The 18,309-nt window shown below is 61.5% G+C and carries 15 protein-coding genes; 7 read left to right on the top strand and 8 right to left on the bottom strand.

Annotation, left to right across the window (positions count from 1 at the left end; all coding sequences use genetic code 11):
- Positions 1-60: 60 nt before the first annotated feature.
- Together HU749_RS28480 and HU749_RS28485 are read left to right on the top strand one after the other, a co-directional pair.
- Complete coding sequence (locus HU749_RS28480; RefSeq protein ID WP_186649288.1) at positions 61-612, top strand: RNA polymerase sigma factor; 552 nt, start codon at positions 61-63, stop codon at positions 610-612.
- The gene (locus tag HU749_RS28485; protein WP_079302998.1) at positions 609-1,205 is read left to right on the top strand and encodes a GNAT family N-acetyltransferase; all 597 of its coding nucleotides are present in this window, start codon (positions 609-611) and stop codon (positions 1,203-1,205) included. The genes HU749_RS28480 and HU749_RS28485 overlap by 4 nt, the downstream gene beginning before the upstream one ends.
- Before the next feature lie 184 nt (positions 1,206-1,389).
- On the opposite strand, the gene HU749_RS28490 is transcribed toward HU749_RS28485, so the two are convergent.
- The gene (locus HU749_RS28490; RefSeq protein WP_186649291.1) at positions 1,390-2,604 is read right to left on the bottom strand and encodes a cytochrome P450 family protein; all 1,215 of its coding nucleotides are present in this window, start codon (positions 2,602-2,604) and stop codon (positions 1,390-1,392) included.
- 230 nt (positions 2,605-2,834) lie between these two features.
- On the opposite strand from HU749_RS28490, the gene HU749_RS28495 reads away from it, so the two are divergent.
- On the top strand, positions 2,835-3,992 hold the full coding sequence (locus tag HU749_RS28495; RefSeq protein ID WP_186649294.1) for a serine hydrolase domain-containing protein: 1,158 nt from the start codon (positions 2,835-2,837) through the stop codon (positions 3,990-3,992).
- A gap of 16 nt (positions 3,993-4,008) precedes the next feature.
- Here HU749_RS28495 and HU749_RS28500 read toward each other — a convergent pair whose 3' ends face one another.
- On the bottom strand, positions 4,009-5,133 hold the full coding sequence (locus HU749_RS28500) for a transglycosylase SLT domain-containing protein (protein WP_079303001.1): 1,125 nt from the start codon (positions 5,131-5,133) through the stop codon (positions 4,009-4,011).
- 187 nt (positions 5,134-5,320) lie between these two features.
- Between HU749_RS28500 and HU749_RS28505 the strand changes: the two genes are divergently transcribed.
- The 4 genes from HU749_RS28505 to HU749_RS28520 all read left to right on the top strand — a co-directional run bounded on the left by HU749_RS28505 (position 5,321) and on the right by HU749_RS28520 (position 11,150).
- Positions 5,321-5,809, top strand: coding sequence for a type III secretion system chaperone family protein (locus HU749_RS28505; protein WP_095962412.1), 489 nt, complete (start codon positions 5,321-5,323; stop codon positions 5,807-5,809).
- Positions 5,810-5,820: 11 nt separating this feature from the next.
- Positions 5,821-7,944, top strand: coding sequence for a type III effector (locus HU749_RS28510; RefSeq protein ID WP_079303003.1), 2,124 nt, complete (start codon positions 5,821-5,823; stop codon positions 7,942-7,944).
- 356 nt (positions 7,945-8,300) lie between these two features.
- Complete coding sequence (locus HU749_RS28515) at positions 8,301-10,709, top strand: penicillin acylase family protein (protein WP_079303004.1); 2,409 nt, start codon at positions 8,301-8,303, stop codon at positions 10,707-10,709.
- Positions 10,710-10,808: 99 nt separating this feature from the next.
- Complete coding sequence (locus tag HU749_RS28520) at positions 10,809-11,150, top strand: carboxymuconolactone decarboxylase family protein (RefSeq protein ID WP_014340738.1); 342 nt, start codon at positions 10,809-10,811, stop codon at positions 11,148-11,150.
- A gap of 187 nt (positions 11,151-11,337) precedes the next feature.
- On the opposite strand, the gene HU749_RS28525 is transcribed toward HU749_RS28520, so the two are convergent.
- The 6 genes from HU749_RS28525 to HU749_RS28550 all read right to left on the bottom strand — a co-directional run bounded on the left by HU749_RS28525 (position 11,338) and on the right by HU749_RS28550 (position 18,269).
- Positions 11,338-12,225: an ABC transporter permease subunit gene (locus HU749_RS28525; RefSeq protein ID WP_095962411.1), complete on the bottom strand. Its 888-nt coding sequence runs from the start codon at positions 12,223-12,225 to the stop codon at positions 11,338-11,340.
- Entirely contained in the window at positions 12,222-13,142 is a 921-nt protein-coding gene (locus tag HU749_RS28530; RefSeq protein WP_095962410.1) for an ABC transporter permease subunit, read from the bottom strand. The genes HU749_RS28525 and HU749_RS28530 overlap by 4 nt, the downstream gene beginning before the upstream one ends.
- Entirely contained in the window at positions 13,139-14,281 is a 1,143-nt protein-coding gene (locus HU749_RS28535) for an ABC transporter ATP-binding protein (RefSeq protein WP_014340741.1), read from the bottom strand. Before HU749_RS28535 ends, HU749_RS28530 begins: the two co-directional genes overlap by 4 nt.
- Positions 14,282-14,342: 61 nt before the next feature.
- Positions 14,343-15,440 carry a polyamine ABC transporter substrate-binding protein gene (locus HU749_RS28540; protein ID WP_079303006.1) on the bottom strand — a complete coding sequence of 366 codons (1,098 nt, stop codon included), beginning with the start codon at positions 15,438-15,440 and terminating at the stop codon, positions 14,343-14,345.
- A gap of 184 nt (positions 15,441-15,624) precedes the next feature.
- Positions 15,625-16,722: a polyamine ABC transporter substrate-binding protein gene (locus HU749_RS28545; protein ID WP_041476191.1), complete on the bottom strand. Its 1,098-nt coding sequence runs from the start codon at positions 16,720-16,722 to the stop codon at positions 15,625-15,627.
- A gap of 182 nt (positions 16,723-16,904) precedes the next feature.
- The gene (locus tag HU749_RS28550; RefSeq protein WP_024617270.1) at positions 16,905-18,269 is read right to left on the bottom strand and encodes an aspartate aminotransferase family protein; all 1,365 of its coding nucleotides are present in this window, start codon (positions 18,267-18,269) and stop codon (positions 16,905-16,907) included.
- Positions 18,270-18,309 lie beyond the last annotated feature (40 nt).

Below are 18,309 nucleotides of genomic sequence, written 5' to 3' on the forward strand. Positions count from 1 at the left end.
ACAGGGGAACCGTCGACATTTTTTATCGACGCTATGGAACCTACTCAGAGGGATTTATTGATGAACAGCCTGAATCTCATGCCCCCCCCGAAAACCTCCCCGGCACCCGCAGGTGCGCCAGGCATCTGCTTCGGCGAGGCGCGCAAACTGCGTCTGTTTGTGCAAAAACGTGTACTCAATCAAGACGACGCCGACGACATCATCCAGCTCACGTACCTGGAAGCCTGGCGCAACCAGCAGAAGTTCAAAGGGCTGGCAAAGCAGGACACTTGGTTGTGCGGCATCGCCCTCAACCTGATCCGCAACCACTTCCGCCGCTTCTATGCGCAGCCACCGCTGAGCACTTTCGATGAAAGCGAGTTCAACGAGTCCAGTGACGACATTGATCTGAGTGAACTGTGCGACAACCGTCGGCTGTTGGACCGTACGCTGATAGCCATGGACGCGCTGCCCAAGGACATGCGCGACACCCTGTGGACCGCCGTGGACACCGAGAGCAGCTACCGCGATGCCGCCGAACGTCTGGGCGTTCCCATTGGCACCGTGCGCTCAAGGTTGTTTCGTGCGCGTGAACAACTCAAACGAAGCGTCTATGGAGAAGCCCGACCATGACCAATAATCGCTTGAACAGTCGGCCCGACCTGCCACGTGGCGTGCGCCGCTACACCCCCGACGACTTGCCGGTGATGACAGATATCTTCAACGAAAGCGCTCTGGGAGGTACCAGCTCCCCCGTGCTCAGAGCGTTTTCCCTGAAGGAAATGACGTTTTTCGTCGACTGTTTCGTCAAGGAGGGTGATCCGATCTACGTGCTCGAACGCGCTGGCGAAGTCGTCGCCTGGTTGATCGTCAACCGCTTCTGTTGGGGGGCCCAGGCCTGCCGATTGACCGGCGAAGTGTCGATCTACGTACGCGGCGACCACATCGGCAGCGGCGTCGGCATCCGCCTTGGCCAAGCCGCGGTGGTGTTGGCCAGGCAGTATGGTTTCGAGACGCTGGTGGCCTGGATCATCGAGCACAACGAGGCCAGCAAACGCGGCGTACAAGGGCTCGGCGCGACCCAATGGGGACGCTTTCCAGGGATCGCCCGGTTCGCTGATAACCGTGCGGACGTCGTGCTCTATGGACTGCACCTGACGCCAGGCGACACGGCACCCACCACCCTTTCAGCGCCAGCCCAAAACGAGGAGGCCAGCCTGGCGTGAGTCCACGGCTCGTCCGGCTGGACGTCGGATGAGCCGCCTCTTTCTCAGGCATGGGCCTGCGCTCATTCGAGCCGATGCCATTTTTTGCACAAGCCCCCGCAGCCCCTGCTGTTCAGTCGATAAACCCGTGGCGAGGGAGCTTGCTCCCGCTGGGCTGCGCAGCAGCCCCTTTTTCATGAACACCTCAATCCACCGACCAGCGCACCGGCAACGCCTCCGGCCCCCTGAAGTTGGGCACATAACGCCAGCGTACCGCGCCGGGATCGACCGCCAATTGCAGTCCGGGGCAGCAGCGAAGAAGTGTGTTCAATGCAATTTCCAATTCCTGCCGGGCCAACGAGGCGCCCAGGCAATAGTGCGTGCCTTTGCCGAACGACATGTGCGGGCAGGCCGGGCGAGTGATGTCGAGCGTGTCAGGATTTGCACACAGCGCTTCGTCACGATTGGCCGAGCCCACCACCGCAATCACCAGTTGCCCGCGTTGCAAGCGTTGCCCGGCCAGTTCGGTATCCCGGGTGACGAAGCGGACCATGGCCCGCTCCACCGAGGAGTCATAGCGCAGAAGTTCCTCGACCGCGCCAGGCATCAATGCCGGCTCGTCACGCAATCGCGCCAGCGCCTTCGGGTGCTGCACGAGCATGTGCACCGCATTGCCGATCATCGACGCCGAGGTTTCGTGCCCGGCGATGATCAGCAGCGCGATCATGCTGCACAGCTCACTTTGGCTGAGCATGCTGCCCTCTTCCTCGACCTGAGCCAGCGCCGAAACCAGGTCATCGCCCGGCTGTGCTCGACGCTGGTCGATCAACGCGAGCATGTAACCCGCGAATTCGTTGTAGCAACGCTGCAACTCGCTCAGGTCGTGCCCCACCTGCTGGACGATCATGTGGGACCAGCGGCGAAAATCGTCACGATCTTGTGCGGGGACGCCAAGCAGTTCGGCGATGACGGTGATCGACAGCGGGAATGCATATTGGCTCACCACTTCCATTCGCCCGCTCGACCGCACGGGTTCCAGCAACGTCTCGGCGATCTGTTCGATGCGCGGCCGCAGGGCGTTCACCGCCTTCAACGTGAAGGCCTTGTTGACCAGGCGACGCAAGCGACGATGACTGTCGCCATCGCGGTTGAGCATGTGGTCGTTGAGAAACGCGATGGATTGCTCGCCACCGAGCATCGCGGCGAACTGCGCATCGATCCGCGACGGGTCACGGGCGAAGCGCTCGTTGTCCAGCAGCACCTCCTCGACTTCCCGCGCACCGGTGACGTACCACATCGGTAACTGCCCTTCGGCCTGACTGAAGAACACCGGAGACGCCTGGCGCAGCGCCGCATAATGCCGGTAAGCCTCGCCGCGAAACGCGTCGCTATTCAAATCAAGGGTACGCTCGTAAGCCATGAACACTCTCCAGAGGCATCAATCGTTGCTCCTGAGTGGCAGGGCGCGCCAAAAAAGATCCCTGTGGGAGCGAGCTTGCTCGCAATGGCGGTGTATCAGTCACTTCAATGTTGGCTGAACCACCGCCATTGCGAGCAAACTCGCTCCCACAGTGGGTCTACCTGCCGATGAACCGTTTGCACGGCCAGCGTCACTCAAAGGGAATACACCAACCCTTGCGTGGAGCTGACATGACCCGTGCACTTGTTATCCATGGTCAATGCGACACCCGTTTCGAACCGGTCAAAGAGGCGTTTATCCGGCTGATGCAGAGCCCTTTCGAACGCGGCGCCGCCCTGTGCATCCAGATTGACGGCGAAACCGTTATCGACCTGTGGGCCGGCATTGCCGGGCCGGAGCCGGACAGCCATTGGCAGCGCGACACGCTGCTCAATCTGTTTTCCTGCACCAAGCCCTTCACGGCGGTGGCGATCATGCAACTGGTCGGCGAAGGACGCCTGGACCTGGACGCGCCGGTCTGCCGCTACTGGCCCGAATTCGCCAACGCCGGCAAAGCGTCGATCACCCTGCGCCAGGTGCTTTGCCACCGTGCCGGGTTGCCGGCGCTGCGCACGTCCCTGGCCCCGGAAACCCTCTACGACTGGAACACCATGACGGACCTGATCGCCGAGGAGCATCCCTGGGTCCCGGCCGGAGAGCAGCAGACCTATTCGCCCTTGCTGTTCGGCTGGATCCTCGGCGAACTGCTACGCCGGGTGGATGGCCTGACGCCGGCGCAAAGCATTCACCAACGCGTGGCGGTGCCGCTCGGGCTGGACTTCCACCTCGGCCTGGACGACGCGACCATCGCCCGCTGCGCCTATATGGCGCGCACCAAAGACGAGATCGACGATGATGCTTTTGCCCGGGTGCTGAAGGACGTGCTCAACGAGCCGACCGCCATGAGCACACTGGCCTTCGCCAACCCGCCCATGGTGCTGGGGCGCAGCAACGAAGCCGGCTGGAAGCGCATGACCCAACCGGCGGCTAACGGGCACGGCAATGCCCGCAGCCTGGCGGCGTTCTACGCCGGTCTGCTCGACGGGCAACTGCTGGAGTCGCCGCTGCTCAACGAAATGTTGCGCGAGCACAGCGCCGAATACGACCCGACCATCCAGACCCCCACGCGTTTCGGCCTGGGCATCATGCTCAACCAGCCGGACGTGGCGAACGGCAGTTATGGCATGGGCAACAAGGCGTTCGGCCACATGGGCGCCGGTGGCACCATCGGGTTTGCCGACCCTGAACGCGGCGTGGCGTTCGGCTTCGCCTGCAACACCATTGGCTCCTACGTCTTGATGGACCCACGTGCACGCGGCCTGGCCAATGTCGCGATGGGCTGCCTGTAGGCCCTGGATAATCGGCTCACACCCCTGGCGGCACGACCACCTCTGCCACCTGCGGCTCGGCCACGCCGGTATCGGGTGAGGCAACCACTTGTTCTTCGCTACCGGCCACGCGGGGCAGCGCCGCCTTGACGATCATGTCCGGTTGGGCCTGCAACCTGCGCGACGCTTCCATGGGCATCAGCAAGCGCCCCCTGGCCCGGCCGCGCGCGGCAGGGTTGAGCATGCGCAACTCTCGCTCATGCACACCGGACAACAGCGCCAGGTGCGCCAGGTCCACGGGCTGCGCCAAGGCGACCATCTGGAAGTACGGCTGGTCGGCGATGGGCGCCAGGCTCACGCCATAGTCGGCGGGCGCATTCACCAGTTGCGACAGCGCCAGCAGTCGCGGCACATAGTTCTGGGTCTCACCGGGCAACGACAGGTTCCAATAGTTGGTTGCCAGGCCGCGGGCGCGATTGCGCGTGATAGCGTCGCGTACCCGCCCTTCCCCGGCGTTGTAGGCGGCCAGCGCCAGTAGCCAGTCGCCGTCGAAGTAATCGTGCAAGTAGGACAAATAATCCAGGGCGGCCCGCGTCGATGACGGAATGTCCCGGCGCTCGTCATAGTCGCCCCGCTGCTGCAATTGGTACCGGCGCCCCGTGGCGGGAATGAATTGCCAGAGGCCCAGGGCTTGGGCCGGCGATTGGGCGTTCGGATTGAACCCGCTCTCGATGGCCGGCAACAGCGCCAGTTCCAGCGGCATGTTGCGCTTGTTCAGTTCGCCCACGATGAAGTGCAAGTAACGGCTGCCGGCACGCCCGGTCTGGGTGAGAAAAGCCGGACGATCCATCAGCCATCGGCGTTGCTCATCGATGCGCGCCACCCCCTGGGTCTTGGCCTGCAAGGAAAACCCCTGGCGCATGCGCGTCCACAGGCTACCGCCGCTTTGCGGGGCCAACTCGCTGATCTGGATGATGGTGTCCGTAGGCGCCGGCTCAAGCCAGCGCAGTTGCGAGCGGTAAGGCTCGTTGGCGGAAGGATTGCCAATGGTCAGCTGCGGTTCGAGGTGCTGGCAACCATACAGCAAGGTCGCCACGGCCAGCATGGACAACCCTTTGGGGACGATTCGAAGGGCCGGCAAAGGTGCAAGTGATCGGGACATGGGCGGTCAACCTTGAGTGAGGTGGCGCCATTGGGTGGCAGATCACAGGGCTGCGGTTCCACGCAGCTCGCCCGGCGCGTCGGCATCGGCCCGCAGCGGCGGCCGGTTGGAACCGAAATGCCGCAGGTGTCACTCACCATGGGCAGCAGGCGCTCGTCGGCGCCTGGATGACAATGCGAGGTCACTCATGGCGTCACCCATCTATTGCAAGCTGATCGATCAGCTCTGCGCACTCACGATGATTCCTACCCCGTCAGCGTTCTACGAACAGGCGAACCTGTCGGTCAAGGATGTCGACTTTTCCCTGAAGCACACCCCTGGCGTGGGTGAAGGAGACGTCTTTATCTACTGCAGCTTCGGGCCATTGCCGGTGGCGAATCGGGAAGCGGTCCTGCAACGGCTGCTGGAAACCAACCTGTACCTGCTGAGCGGCGCGTTCTGCCCTTCCCTGTCTTACAACCGCGACAGCGAACAGGTGATCCTGATCGGCCACGTCCCCCTGGAAACCCTCACGGCCGAGCGCCTGCTCGGGCTGATGGGCGGTGCCGCCGACATGGCGCTGATTTGGCGCGATGGCTACTTCTTCGACAGTGCCAACCCAAACGACACCGCCAAGACCACCCAGCACAAACCCACCCCCCGTAGCACCGGGCTCAACAGCGCCCTGTCAATCTAGGAGAGCACGACATGCCAGATTTATCAGTAGGACGAAGCACAAGCTCGGCGGCGTTGCACCAGCAGGACGATCGGATCACGCCGGTGGGAACCAGCCTGTCCGGGCAGGTCCGGCCCTCCACCAATCCTCTGGTGCCTTATCACTTCGAAGGACAGGCGTCCGACAAGACCCAGCAAACACTCAGGACCCGGCAACAGCGCCTGACCGGGCTGGTCACCAGCCTCGGCAAGAAAAACCCTGAGAGCGATCCCATCGGCTATGCGCGTGAGCATATGAGCCTGGAAGGCAAAGTATTGGGCTACGCGCCAGGCACAAGTTATCAAGATATACAGAAGCATCTCGCCGAACTCGGCGGCACGCCGCACCCGATGTTGTCGGGCCACGAAGAAACCGAAGCATTCGTCAAGGACTTCAACGAATACCTGGGCAAGAACGAGGACGACAGGAAAGAGGACGGCGGTTTCAAGGCGGTCTGGGACAAACACTGCGAGCGCATGGGTAATACCCTTGGCGCCTATCATTCGTTGTGCCAGGAAGTCATCGATAAAACCCCGGAAGGGAACGATCGCCAGCTGCTGCAAAATAGCCATGAAGCCTTCCGCGGTTATGCCAAAGGTGTCATGCAAGCCATGACGCAAGACATGCCCACGCGCTTGAATACCTTCATGGAAAGCCGAATCGAGCATGCGCAACAAGCGGCGAACAACGAGAGCCTTCCGCCGGCCGCACGCGACCAGGCGAAAGATCAACTGGGCCAGTTGCGCGAGGTCCAGGGGGAGCTTGGCGAGTTGTTGAAGACCGATGATGACAAACCGAACACGCCAAGCGAACTGGCAACCGCGACGAAGAAAAACGAGGTATTGGACACCGCGCTGAAGAACGTCGCACGCCAGGACTATGTCGCCGACCTCAAGACCAAGAGCGGCTTTGTAACCGGCCTGGCGGTGTTCGCCGGGGCGGGAATCCCGCAGGGCGTGGCGTCTGCGGGCCACTTTGGCGCCATTACTGCTTCGATTGATGAAAAAATGGCGGACGCCTCCTATGGCAAACATGTAGCGGCCACCTCGACTGTCCTGGGCGCCGCCCACAAGGTGATCAGCGACGGCATCCGCCCATTCATCCAGGTCCTCGTCGACAAGACCATCGGCGCAGGCCTGGAAAAAGTCGATCCGATGTCGGTCTATCCCAAGGCCCTGCAAGTCGTCACGCAGGACGGACGTCGGATCGACAACACTGGACGCGATGCCCTCAACCTCACACAGGAACAAAAGCGCAACGACTTCAAGCTCAAACAGAACGCCAACAACTTTGGCACCATGAGTGGTGACTTCACCGGCTACCTCGCCTTCGGTGCCGCCCATGCTGTGCGCGACACCATTGATCAATTCACCTCGACAAATGCCAGCGGCATCCTCGCCCGCTCGGCGGCATCCGCAGTGGGTGGCACCTTCATGGCGGGAGGCCAGGCAGCGGCGAAATATGCGCAAACCCACGGTGACGAGGAGATTCCCACCTACCGGGTGACAACGGAAAACCGCAACTGGAGCGAACTGTTACCCAAGGCTCTTTCCGAAGCGACCGGAAAACTCAACCCAATCAGCATGGCCAACGTCAGCGACTACGCCAACCGGATCGTTGGCGTAGGCGAAGGGATAGCCATGCGTACTGCCGTGGGCGACGCATCCACGGTGGGTGACGACCCGCAAGTGCGGGAACAAATGGAGCAGATTGTCAAAACCTTCTTCTCCTCCGGCCTGACGCTGCTTCCGTTCTTTGCCAACAGTGTGGCGGCACCACTCGAAAACAAAGCGCTGAGCGGCAAAGACGACCTGACCACACGAGCAAACGTACCGTTGCAGAACGTTACCAGTCCAAACCGAGACGGCCTGCCCCACACCCAGCCTGAAGGCTGGCGGCGCGACCTGGAAAATACCTACCACGTGACACGCGGCCTTACCCAGGTCGTTCCGCAAACCGCTATCGCGGGGCTTAACCTGGGTACCGAATGGGCCCAGAGCCTGGCAACGAGGCCTAAAAAAGCCTCTGGCGATGACATTCAACTGGCAGAGCGAGGCGAAGCGCGGACCCAGGGCGGGCCGTCCAACGAAACAGCACCCACCACCCGGCCAAGCTGATGAAACCGCCGGGCCATCCTTCGCTGGCTTGACGATCACCGGTTGAAACCGTCCCTCTACGCCGGCCGCAGGAACCTCCTGTGGCCGGCCCTCGCGACACACGCTGACTCACATCCCTTTGCGCTTGGACGATGGCAGACGAGATTGCTGTGCCGATCAACGATAGCCTTCCGATTCTCGGCGTCGGCATCCAAAGCCCCGCCGCTGCCTGAAACCTTCCACCGCCTATACTCCCGCCCGCGAGGCGACTGGGAGAAAATCCCTCCGACGGACGATGCACCGGGAAGCAGCCATATGCTAAACAGGGAATCAACAGCGAGACCATGGGACCGCTGTCACCAGAATAAGGACTCACCATGAAACGCACCCTCATCGCCTTCCTGTCATTGATCGTCACCGCGATCATCGTCGCGGGCGGCTACCTCTACAGCAAGCAGCCCACCCGCCAAGGCACGGTGCAGTTGCAAGGGCTGCATGGCTCGGTGACGGTGCGCTACGACGAACGCGGTGTGCCGCATATCCGCGCCGAGAACGAAACCGACCTGTACCGCGCCCTCGGTTATGTCCATGCCCAGGATCGGCTGTTCCAGATGGAGATCATGCGCCGCCTCGCCCGTGGTGAACTGGCCGAGGTGCTGGGGCCGAAACTGCTCGACACCGATAAGCTGATGCGCAGCCTGCGCATCCGTGAGCGCGCCGCGGCCTATGTGACCGAACAAGACCCGCAATCCCCGGCATGGGTCGCCATGCAGGCTTACCTGGACGGGATCAACGCCTACCAGGACAGCCACACCCGGCCCGTGGAGTTCGATGTGCTGGGCATTCCCAAGCGCCCCTTCACCGCCGAAGACACCGTGAGCGTTACCGGCTACATGGCCTACAGCTTCGCCGCGGCCTTTCGCACCGAACCGCTGCTGACCTACGTGCGTGATGTACTGGGTGCCAACTACCTGAACATTTTCGACCTCGACTGGCAGCCTCAGGGCGTGCTGGCCGAAGGTCGCAAGGGCGGGCTGCCGCTGGCTGCCGCCGACTGGAAAGACCTCAACGCCCTGGCCCGCCTGAGCGAGCAGGCCCTGGCTGATAACGGCCTGCCGCAGTTCGAGGGCAGCAATGCCTGGGCGGTCTCCGGCAGCCGCACCCACAGCGGCAAGCCGTTGCTGGCGGGTGACCCGCACATCCGTTTTTCCACGCCTTCGGTGTGGTACGAGGCGCACTTGTCGGCCCCGGGGTTCGAACTCTACGGGCAATACCAGGCGCTGCTCCCCTTCGCGACGCTGGGTATGAACCGGGATTTCGGCTGGAGCGTCACCATGTTCCAGAACGACGACCTTGACCTGATCGCCGAGAAGGTCAACCCGGACAATCCCGAACAGGTCTGGTATCGAGACCAATGGGTGGACATGACCCGCAGCGAGCAGCAGATCGCGGTCAAGGGCCAGGCACCGGTGACGCTGGTGCTGCGCCAGTCGCCCCACGGTCCGATCGTCAACGATGCCCTCGGCGCAAACGCCGGCAAGACCCCGGTCGCCATGTGGTGGGGATTCCTGGAAAGCCGCAACCCGATCCTCGAGGCCTTTTACCAGCTCAACCGCGCCGACACCCTCACCAAGGCTCGCGGCGCTTCGGCCAAGATCCACGCACCGGGGCTGAACGTGGTGTGGGCCAACGCCAAGGGGGACATCGGCTGGTGGGCCGCCGCGCAACTGCCCAAACGGCCAGCCGGTGTGAAGCCTGGCTTCATCCTCGACGGCAGCAGCCCGGAGGCGGAAAAGGAAGGTTTCTATCCGTTCAGCAGCAATCCGCAGGAAGAGAACCCGGCGCGGGGCTACATCGTCTCGGCCAACTTCCAGCCGGTGCCGGCCAGCGGCATCGAGATCCCCGGTTACTACAACCTCGCCGACCGTGGCCAGCAACTCAACCGTCAGCTCAGCGACAAGCAGGCGAAGTGGGACATCGAAACCACCCAGAAACTGCAACTGGGCACCACCACCGCCTACGGCCCTCGCCTGCTCGCGCCTTTGCTGCCGGTACTGCGTGAAGTGGTGAGCGACCCACAGGAACGCAAATGGGTGGAACAACTGGCTCAATGGCCGGGCGATTATCCCCTGGATTCCATCAGCGCCACGCTGTTCAACCAGTTCCTGTTCAACCTGGCCGACGCCGCCCTGCACGATGAACTGGGCAACGACTTCTTCGAAACCGCGCTGTCGACCCGGGTGATCGACGCAGCCCTGCCACGCTTGGCGGCCTCCGGAGATTCACCGTGGTGGGATGACCGCACGACCCTCGGCACGGAAACCCGTGCCGACACCGTGAAAAAGGCCTGGGACAAGAGCCTGACGCACCTGAAGGTCACCCTCGGCGACGATGCCACGCAATGGCAATGGGGCAAGGCCCACACCCTCTCCCATGGCCACCCGCTGGGCCTGCAAAAGCCGCTGGACCGGATCTTCAACGTCGGCCCCTTCGCGGCACCGGGTACCCACGAGGTGCCCAACAACCTCTCCGCCAAAATCGGTCCGGCGCCGTGGCCGGTGACCTATGGGCCTTCGACGCGGCGCATCATCGACTTCGCCGACCCGACCCACAGCGTTACCATCAACCCCGTTGGCCAGAGCGGCGTGCCGTTCGACAAGCATTACGAAGACCAGGCCGAGGCCTACATAGAGGGCCTGTATCACCAGGCGCACCTGGCCGAGGAGGAAGTGATGGCCAATACCCGTGCAACCCTGAAGCTATTGCCGGCCAGGGCCGCGCCCTGAGTTTGCCGGCTACTTTTTCATCGCCAACAGGCTTGATCGTCAGGGATGGTCAAGACTACAAGGGTTCAACACCCCGTCCCCTCCACAGGAGTCAACGCAATGTTCAACAACTGGTCCGAGTTGCTGCCTACCATCAAAAGTGCCTTTGGCGCCCTGGGCAAAAGCAATCCGAAGATGGTCAAGGCCTATATGGCCCTGGACGAAGCCGCGGCTGAAAACAATGTGCTCGATGCCAAGACCCGTGAGCTGATCTCCATCGCCGTCGCCATCACCACGCGCTGTGACGGTTGCATCGGCGTACACACCGACGCCGCCATCAAGGCCGGCGCCACCCGCGAAGAAATCGCCGCCACCCTGGCCACCGCGGTGTCCCTCAACGCAGGCGCGGCGTACATCTACTCCCTGCGAGCGCTGGAGGCCCATGACGCGTTGAAAAAGTGAACGGTCAATAACCTGCCGGCCGCTTTCGCGGGCAGGCTCGCTCCACAATGGAGTCTGCATTTGACCGCGGATTTATTGGCAACCCAAAAAAACTGTGGGAGCAAAGCTTGCTCGCGATGACGGCCTGACATTCAGCCTCTTCGCTGACTGACACACCGCTTTCGCGAGCAAGCCCGCTCCCACAGGTTTAGACCGGTGCGGTCTCGGGCCGGCGTACTTCCGGTTGTTTCCAGGAGTCGGCGGCGCTTTCTTCGATGGCTTGCTGGATCGCGCGCTTGCGATTTTCTTCGGCGCGACGGCTGAAGTACCAGACCAGGAAGGTCACCAGCGACACCGCCAGCAGGATCAGGCTCGCCACGGCGTTGATTTCCGGTTTTACCCCCAGGCGCACCGCCGAGAAGACTTCCATCGGCAAGGTCGTCGAGCCGGGACCGGAGACGAAGCTCGCCAGCACCAGGTCATCCAGGGACAGCGCGAACGACATCATGCCCCCCGCCGCCAATGACGGCGCGATCATCGGGATGGTGATCAAAAAGAACACCTTCCACGGCCGCGCACCGAGGTCCATGGCCGCCTCTTCGATGGACAGGTCCAGCTCACGCAGGCGTGCCGAGACCACCACCGCCACATAGGCCGCGCAGAACGTCGTGTGGGCAATCCAGATCGTGACGATGCCACGCTCCTGGGGCCAGCCGATCATCTGGGCCATGGCCACGAACAGCAGCAACAGCGACAGGCCAGTGATGACTTCCGGCATCACCAACGGCGCGGTGACCAGGCCGCCGAACAGCGTGCGGCCCTTGAAGTGGGTGATGCGGGTCAACACGAAAGCCGCCAGCGTACCCAGGGCCACCGCGGCAATCGCCGTGTAGCAGGCGATTTCCAGCGAGCGCACCACCGACCCCATCAACTGGCTATTGTCCAGCAGGCCGACGTACCACTTGATCGACCAGCCGCCCCACACCGTCACCAGTTTCGAGGCGTTGAACGAGTAGATCACCAGGATCAACATCGGCGCGTAGATGAACAGAAAACCCAGCACCAGCATCAGGCTTGAAAAACTGAAGCGCTTCATTCCTTGCCCTCCATTTCTTTGGCCTGACTGCGGTTGAACAGGATGATGGGCACGATCAGGATCGCCAGCATCACCACCGCCAGGGCGGAAGCCACCGGCCAGTCTCGGTTATTGAAGAATTCCTGCCACAGCACTTTGCCGATCATCAGGGTTTCCGGGCCGCCCAGCAGTTCCGGGATCACGAACTCGCCCACCACGGGGATGAACACCAGCATGCAGCCGGCGACGATGCCGTTCTTGGACAGCGGCACGGTGATTTTCCAGAAGCTGTTGAAGGTGCTCGAACCCAGGTCCGACGCGGCCTCCAACAGGCTGGCGTCATGTTTCACCAGGTTGGCGTACAACGGCAGGATCATGAACGGCAGATAGGAGTAGACCACCCCGATATACACCGCCAGGTTGGTGTTGAGTATCTGCAGCGGTTCGCTGATCCAACCCATGCTCAGTAAAAAACCGTTGAGCAAGCCGTTGTTGCTGAGGATGCCCATCCACGCGTAGACGCGGATCAGGATCGCGGTCCAGGTCGGCATCATGATCAGCAGCACCAGCACCGTCTGCATCTCTTTGCGGGCATTGGCGATGCCATAGGCCATCGGATAACCGATCAGCAAGCACAAGACAGTGCTGATCAGCGCCATCTTCAGCGAGCCTAGGTAGGCGGCGATGTACAGATCGTCCTCGCTCAGCATCGCGTAGTTGGCGAGGTTGAGCAGCACCTGCAGCTTCTGGTCGACGTAGCTGTAGATCTCGGTGTACGGCGGAATGGCTACGTCGGCTTCGGCGAAGCTGATCTTCAGGACGATGAAGAACGGCAGCATGAAGAACAGGAACAGCCAGATGAAGGGCACCCCGATGACCAGTTGGCGGCCACCGGGCGTTATTCGATCGAGTCGGCGTTTGAGTTTGCGCATGTTCATGAGCGAAGTACCACGCCGCTGTCGTCTTCCCACCAGACGAACACCTGGTCGCCCCAAGTCGGTCGCTGGCCGCGGCGTTCGGCGTTGGCGACGAAAGACTGCACCAGCTTGCCGCTCGGCAACTCGACGTAGAACACCGAGTGGCCGCCCAGGTAGGCGATGTCATGGACCTTGCCGCTGGACCAGTTGTGCTCACAGGTCGGCTGCTCGGACGTGACCAGCAGCTTTTCCGGGCGAATGGCGTAGGTCACAGACTTGTCCTGCACCGAGGTGCTGATGCCGTGGCCCACGTAGATGTTGCGGTCCAGGTCCTTGCAGGTCAGCACCGCGTGGCCTTCGGCGTCGTCCACCACTTCGGTCTCGAAAATGTTGACGTTGCCGATGAACTCGCAGACCAGCCGGCTGGTCGGGGTTTCGTAGATGTCGATCGGGCTGCCGATCTGGGCGATCCAGCCCAGGTGCATGATCGCGATGCGTTCGGCCATGGTCATGGCCTCTTCCTGGTCGTGGGTCACCATGACGCAGGTCACGCCGACCCGCTCGATGATCTCCACCAGCTCAAGCTGCATTTGCGAGCGCAGCTTCTTGTCCAGGGCGCCCATTGGCTCGTCGAGCAGCAACAGCTTCGGGCGCTTGGCCAGGGAACGGGCCAGGGCCACACGCTGGCGCTGGCCGCCGGAAAGCTGGTGCGGCTTGCGCTTGGCGTACTGGCTCATCTGCACCAGCTTGAGCATTTCAGCCACGCGGGCATCGACCTCGGCTTTCGGGATCTTGTCCTGTTGCAAGCCAAAGGCGATGTTCTGCGCCACAGTCATGTGGGGGAACAAAGCGTAGGACTGGAACATCATGTTGATCGGCCGCTCGTAAGGCGGCATGTCGGTGATGTCCACGCCATCGAGGAAAATCCGTCCCTCGGTGGGCCGCTCGAAACCGGCCAGCATGCGCAGCAAGGTGGATTTGCCCGATCCCGAACCGCCGAGCAAGGCGAAGATCTCGCCTTTCTTGATTTCCAGGGACACATCGTCCACGGCAATCGTCTCGTCGAACTTTTTCGTGACCCGGTCGATTTTGACCAACACCTGCTTGGGTGTCTGGTCGCCCTCGAGGGCTTTCTTATAGGCGCCGGAGGCAACTGCCATTTACGAAACTCCCACAGAATTTGCAGTTCGCCCCACGCGGACGAACCTAAGAGTGTTGACGTTATTTACCCGACTTGACCTTGGTCCAGCTGCGGGTCATGAGTCGTTGGATCTTGGGCGGCAACTCGGAGTTGACGTAGAGCTTGTCGACGACTGCTTGCGGTGGGTAAACCGCTTCGTCGGTGCGTACTTTCTGGTCCATCAGTTCGCCAGCCTTGGGGTTCGGGTTGGCATAACCGACGACATCGCTGACCTGGGCGATCACCTCAGGCTTGAGCAGATAGTTGATGAAGGCGTGCGCTTGCTTGACGTTGGTGGCGTCGCGCGGGATCGCCAGCATGTCAAACCACAGATTGCCGCCTTCCTTGGGAATCACGTAGGCGATATCGACGCCCTTGCCGGCTTCGCTGGCACGTTCGCGGGCCTGGAAGATGTCGCCGGAGAAACCGGCGGCCACGCAGATCTCGCCATTGGCCAGGTCGGAGATGTACTTGGAGGAATTGAAGTAGGTCACGTAAGGCCGGATCTTGAGGAGCTGGGCCTCGGCTTTCTTGTAGTCTTCAGGGTCTTCGCTGTTAGGGTTCAGGCCCAGGTAATTGAGCATCGCCGGGATCATCTCGTCGCCCGAATCGAGGAACGAAACACCGCAGCTAGACAGCTTCTTGATGTTTTCCGGCTCGAACAGCATGGCCCACGAATCGATCTTCTCGACGCCCAGGACCGCCTTGATCTTCTCGACGTTGTAGCCGATGCCGTTGGTGCCCCACAGGTAAGGCACGGCGTACTGGTTGCCCGGATCGTTCTTTTCCAGGCGCTTGAGCAGCACAGGGTCGAGGTTGGCGTAGTTGGGCAACTGCGCCTTGTCGAGCTTCTGGAACGCCCCGGCCTTGATCTGCTTGCCCAGGAAGTGGTTGGACGGCACCACCACGTCGTAACCGGTACGCCCGGCCAGCAACTTGCCTTCCAGGGTTTCGTTGGAATCGAACACGTCATACACCGGCTTGATGCCAGTGGCTTTTTCGAAATCCGCCAGGGTGGTCTCGCCGATGTAGTCCGACCAATTATAAATATGCACGGTGGAGGCAGCCTGGACGCTGACGGCGAGCGTCAGGCCGGCGCCGACCAGCAAGGCGTTACGTAACAAAGAAAAGACTGGCACGTGGAGGTCCTCTTAAATAGTTGGGCCCAAGTTGCCCCCGTTACTTGGCCAAGAGAGGCCCTGCAACAAAACCGGCGCGCAACTTACCCTCGATAAACCGATCCAGCAAAACTTTTAGTTATTTAATTGCTCCTGTTGCCGCCGCCGCGATGGCAGCGACAACAGAAGGATGCTTCAGTCCGGCTTATTTACCGGATTTGATCTTGGTCCAGCTGCGGGTCATGATCCGCTGGGTCGCGGCGGGCAGGTCGGCAATCGCGTAGAGCTTGGCTTGCACGTCTGCCGGCGGGTAGATGCCCGGGTCGCTGGTGATTTCCTTGCTGACCAGCGGCGTGGACGCCGCGTTGCCATTCGGGAAGCTCACGGTGTCGGTGATTTCAGCCATGATTTCCGGTTTTTGCAGGAAGGTCATGAACTTGTAGGCACCCTCGACGTTCTCGGCATCCTTGGGGATGGCGACCATGTCGAAGAAGCTGCCAGCACCTTCCTTCGGAATGTTGTAGCTGACGTTGACCTTGCCGCCGGCTTCGGCTGCACGGGACTTGGCCTGGTAGATGTCGCCCGAGTAGCCGACCGCTACGCAGATGTTGCCGTTGGCCAGGTCGGAGATGTACTTGGAGGAGTGGAAGTAGCCGATCGAAGGACGGATCTTGAGGAACAGCGCCTCGGCTTCAGCCAGTTGTTTCTTGTCCTGGCTGTCGGTCGGATAGCCCAGGTAGTGCAGCGCCACCGGGATCATCTCGGTCGGCGAGTCGAGGAAGCTGATGCCGCAGGCTTTCAGCTTGGCGGCGTTTTCCGGCTTGAACAGCAGGTCCCACGAGTTGGTCGGCGCGTCGGCACCCAAGGCCGCCTTGACCTTCTCGGCGTTGAAGCCGATGCCGATCGAACCCCACATATACGGGAAGGCGTGCTCGTTGCCCGGGTCGCTCACCGAAACGGCCTTGAGCAGGTCGGTGTTCAGGTTTTTCCAGTTGGGCAACTTGGACTTGTCGAGTTTCTGGTAGACCCCGGCCTTGATCTGCTTGGCCAGGAAGTTGTTCGACGGCACCACGATGTCATAACCGGATTTGCCGGCCAGCAACTTGGCTTCCAGGGTTTCGTTGCTGTCGAACACGTCGTAGACGACTTTGATCCCCGATTCTTTCTCGAACTTGGCGACGGTGTCCGGCGCAATGTAGTCGGACCAGTTATAGACGTGCAGCACTTTGTCGTCCGCCTGAACAGCACCCGCCATCACGCCCATCAGGGACATGGCGAGGAGGGTCTTGCCAGCTATCTTCATACCTAATGCCTTCATGAAAAAATGCTCCAGTTATTCTTTTTAGCCACAGTTCAGTAGCCGGCTCGCGGACAACTTGAACGGTCGGTAGTCTGGCAAGTTACAGGCCAGGCTTTCAACACAAGCCCAGCCTTTTATTCTCGCTGGGCGAGGCCCTTGCAGGCACCTCGCTCAGAGCCTAGCACTTAGCCTTGCAACGCACTGAGCGTCAGGTCCAGGCACTGCCGCGCCTTGGTCACCAATTCATCGATCTCGGCCTTGCTGATCACCAGCGGCGGCGCAATGATCATGGTGTCACCCACCGCGCGCATGATCAGCCCGTTATCGAAACAGAACTGCCGGCAGATCATGCCCACACCCTTGCCTTCGTAGCGCTTGCGCGTGGCCTTGTCCTGGACCAGCTCGATCGCCCCCAGCAAACCGACACCGCGCACTTCACCCACCAGCGGATGATCGTTCAGTTCCCGCAAACGCTTCTGCAAATAGGGTGCCGTTTCAGCATGGACGCGCTCGATGATCTTTTCGTCGCGCAGGATACGGATGTTTTCCAGGGCCACTGCCGCGGCCACCGGGTGACCGGAATAGGTAAACCCGTGGTTGAAGTCGCCACCTTCGTTGAGCACCGCGACCACGTCGTCACGCACGATCAGCCCGCCCATGGGGATATAGCCGGAGGTCAGGCCCTTGGCGATGGTCATCATGTGCGGTTTCAACCCGTAATGGTCGGTACCGAACCACTCACCGGTACGGCCGAAGCCACAGATCACTTCGTCGGCCACGAACAGGATGTCGTACTTGGCGAGGATTTCCTTCATGCGCGGCCAGTAGCTGTCCGGCGGCACGATCACGCCGCCGGCGCCCTGGATCGGCTCGGCGATGAAGGCGCCGACGTTGTCCACGCCGAGCTCCAGGATCTTTTCTTCCAACTGGTTGGCCGCCCACACACCGAACTCTTCGGGGCTCATGTCGCCGCCTTCACCGAACCAGTATGGCTGGGCGATGTGGACAATGCCCGGGATCGGCAAGTCGCCCTGTTCATGCATATAGGTCATGCCGCCCAGGCTCGCGCCGGCCACGGTCGAACCGTGATAACCGTTCTTGCGGCTGATGATGACTTTCTTGTTCGGCTGGCCCTTGATCGCCCAATAGTGGCGGACCATCCGCAGCATGGTGTCGTTGCCCTCGGAGCCGGAGCCGGTGAAGAACACGTGGTTCATGCCTTCAGGGGCGATGTCGGCGATGGCTTTGGACAATTCCAGCACCGGCGGGTGGGCCGTCTGGAAGAACAGGTTGTAGTACGGCAGCTCGCGCATCTGCTGGCTGGCGGCGTCGGCCAGTTCCTCGCGGCCATAACCGACGGCCACGCACCAGAGGCCGGCCATGCCGTCGAGGATCTTGTTGCCTTCACTGTCCCAGAGGTAGACGCCCTTGGCGTGGGTGATGATGCGCGGGCCTTTCTCTTTGAGCTGCTTGAAGTCGCTGAACGGCGCCAGGTGGTGATCGTTGCTCAGGGCCTGCCATTCACGGGTTTGCGGGTTATTGCGGGTCATGCCAATTCTCCTGTTATCGGTGAGGGCGAAGCTGCCTGAA

The sequence above is a fragment of the Pseudomonas ogarae genome (genome assembly GCF_014268695.2).
Classification (GTDB): Bacteria; Pseudomonadota; Gammaproteobacteria; order Pseudomonadales; family Pseudomonadaceae; genus Aquipseudomonas; species Aquipseudomonas kilonensis.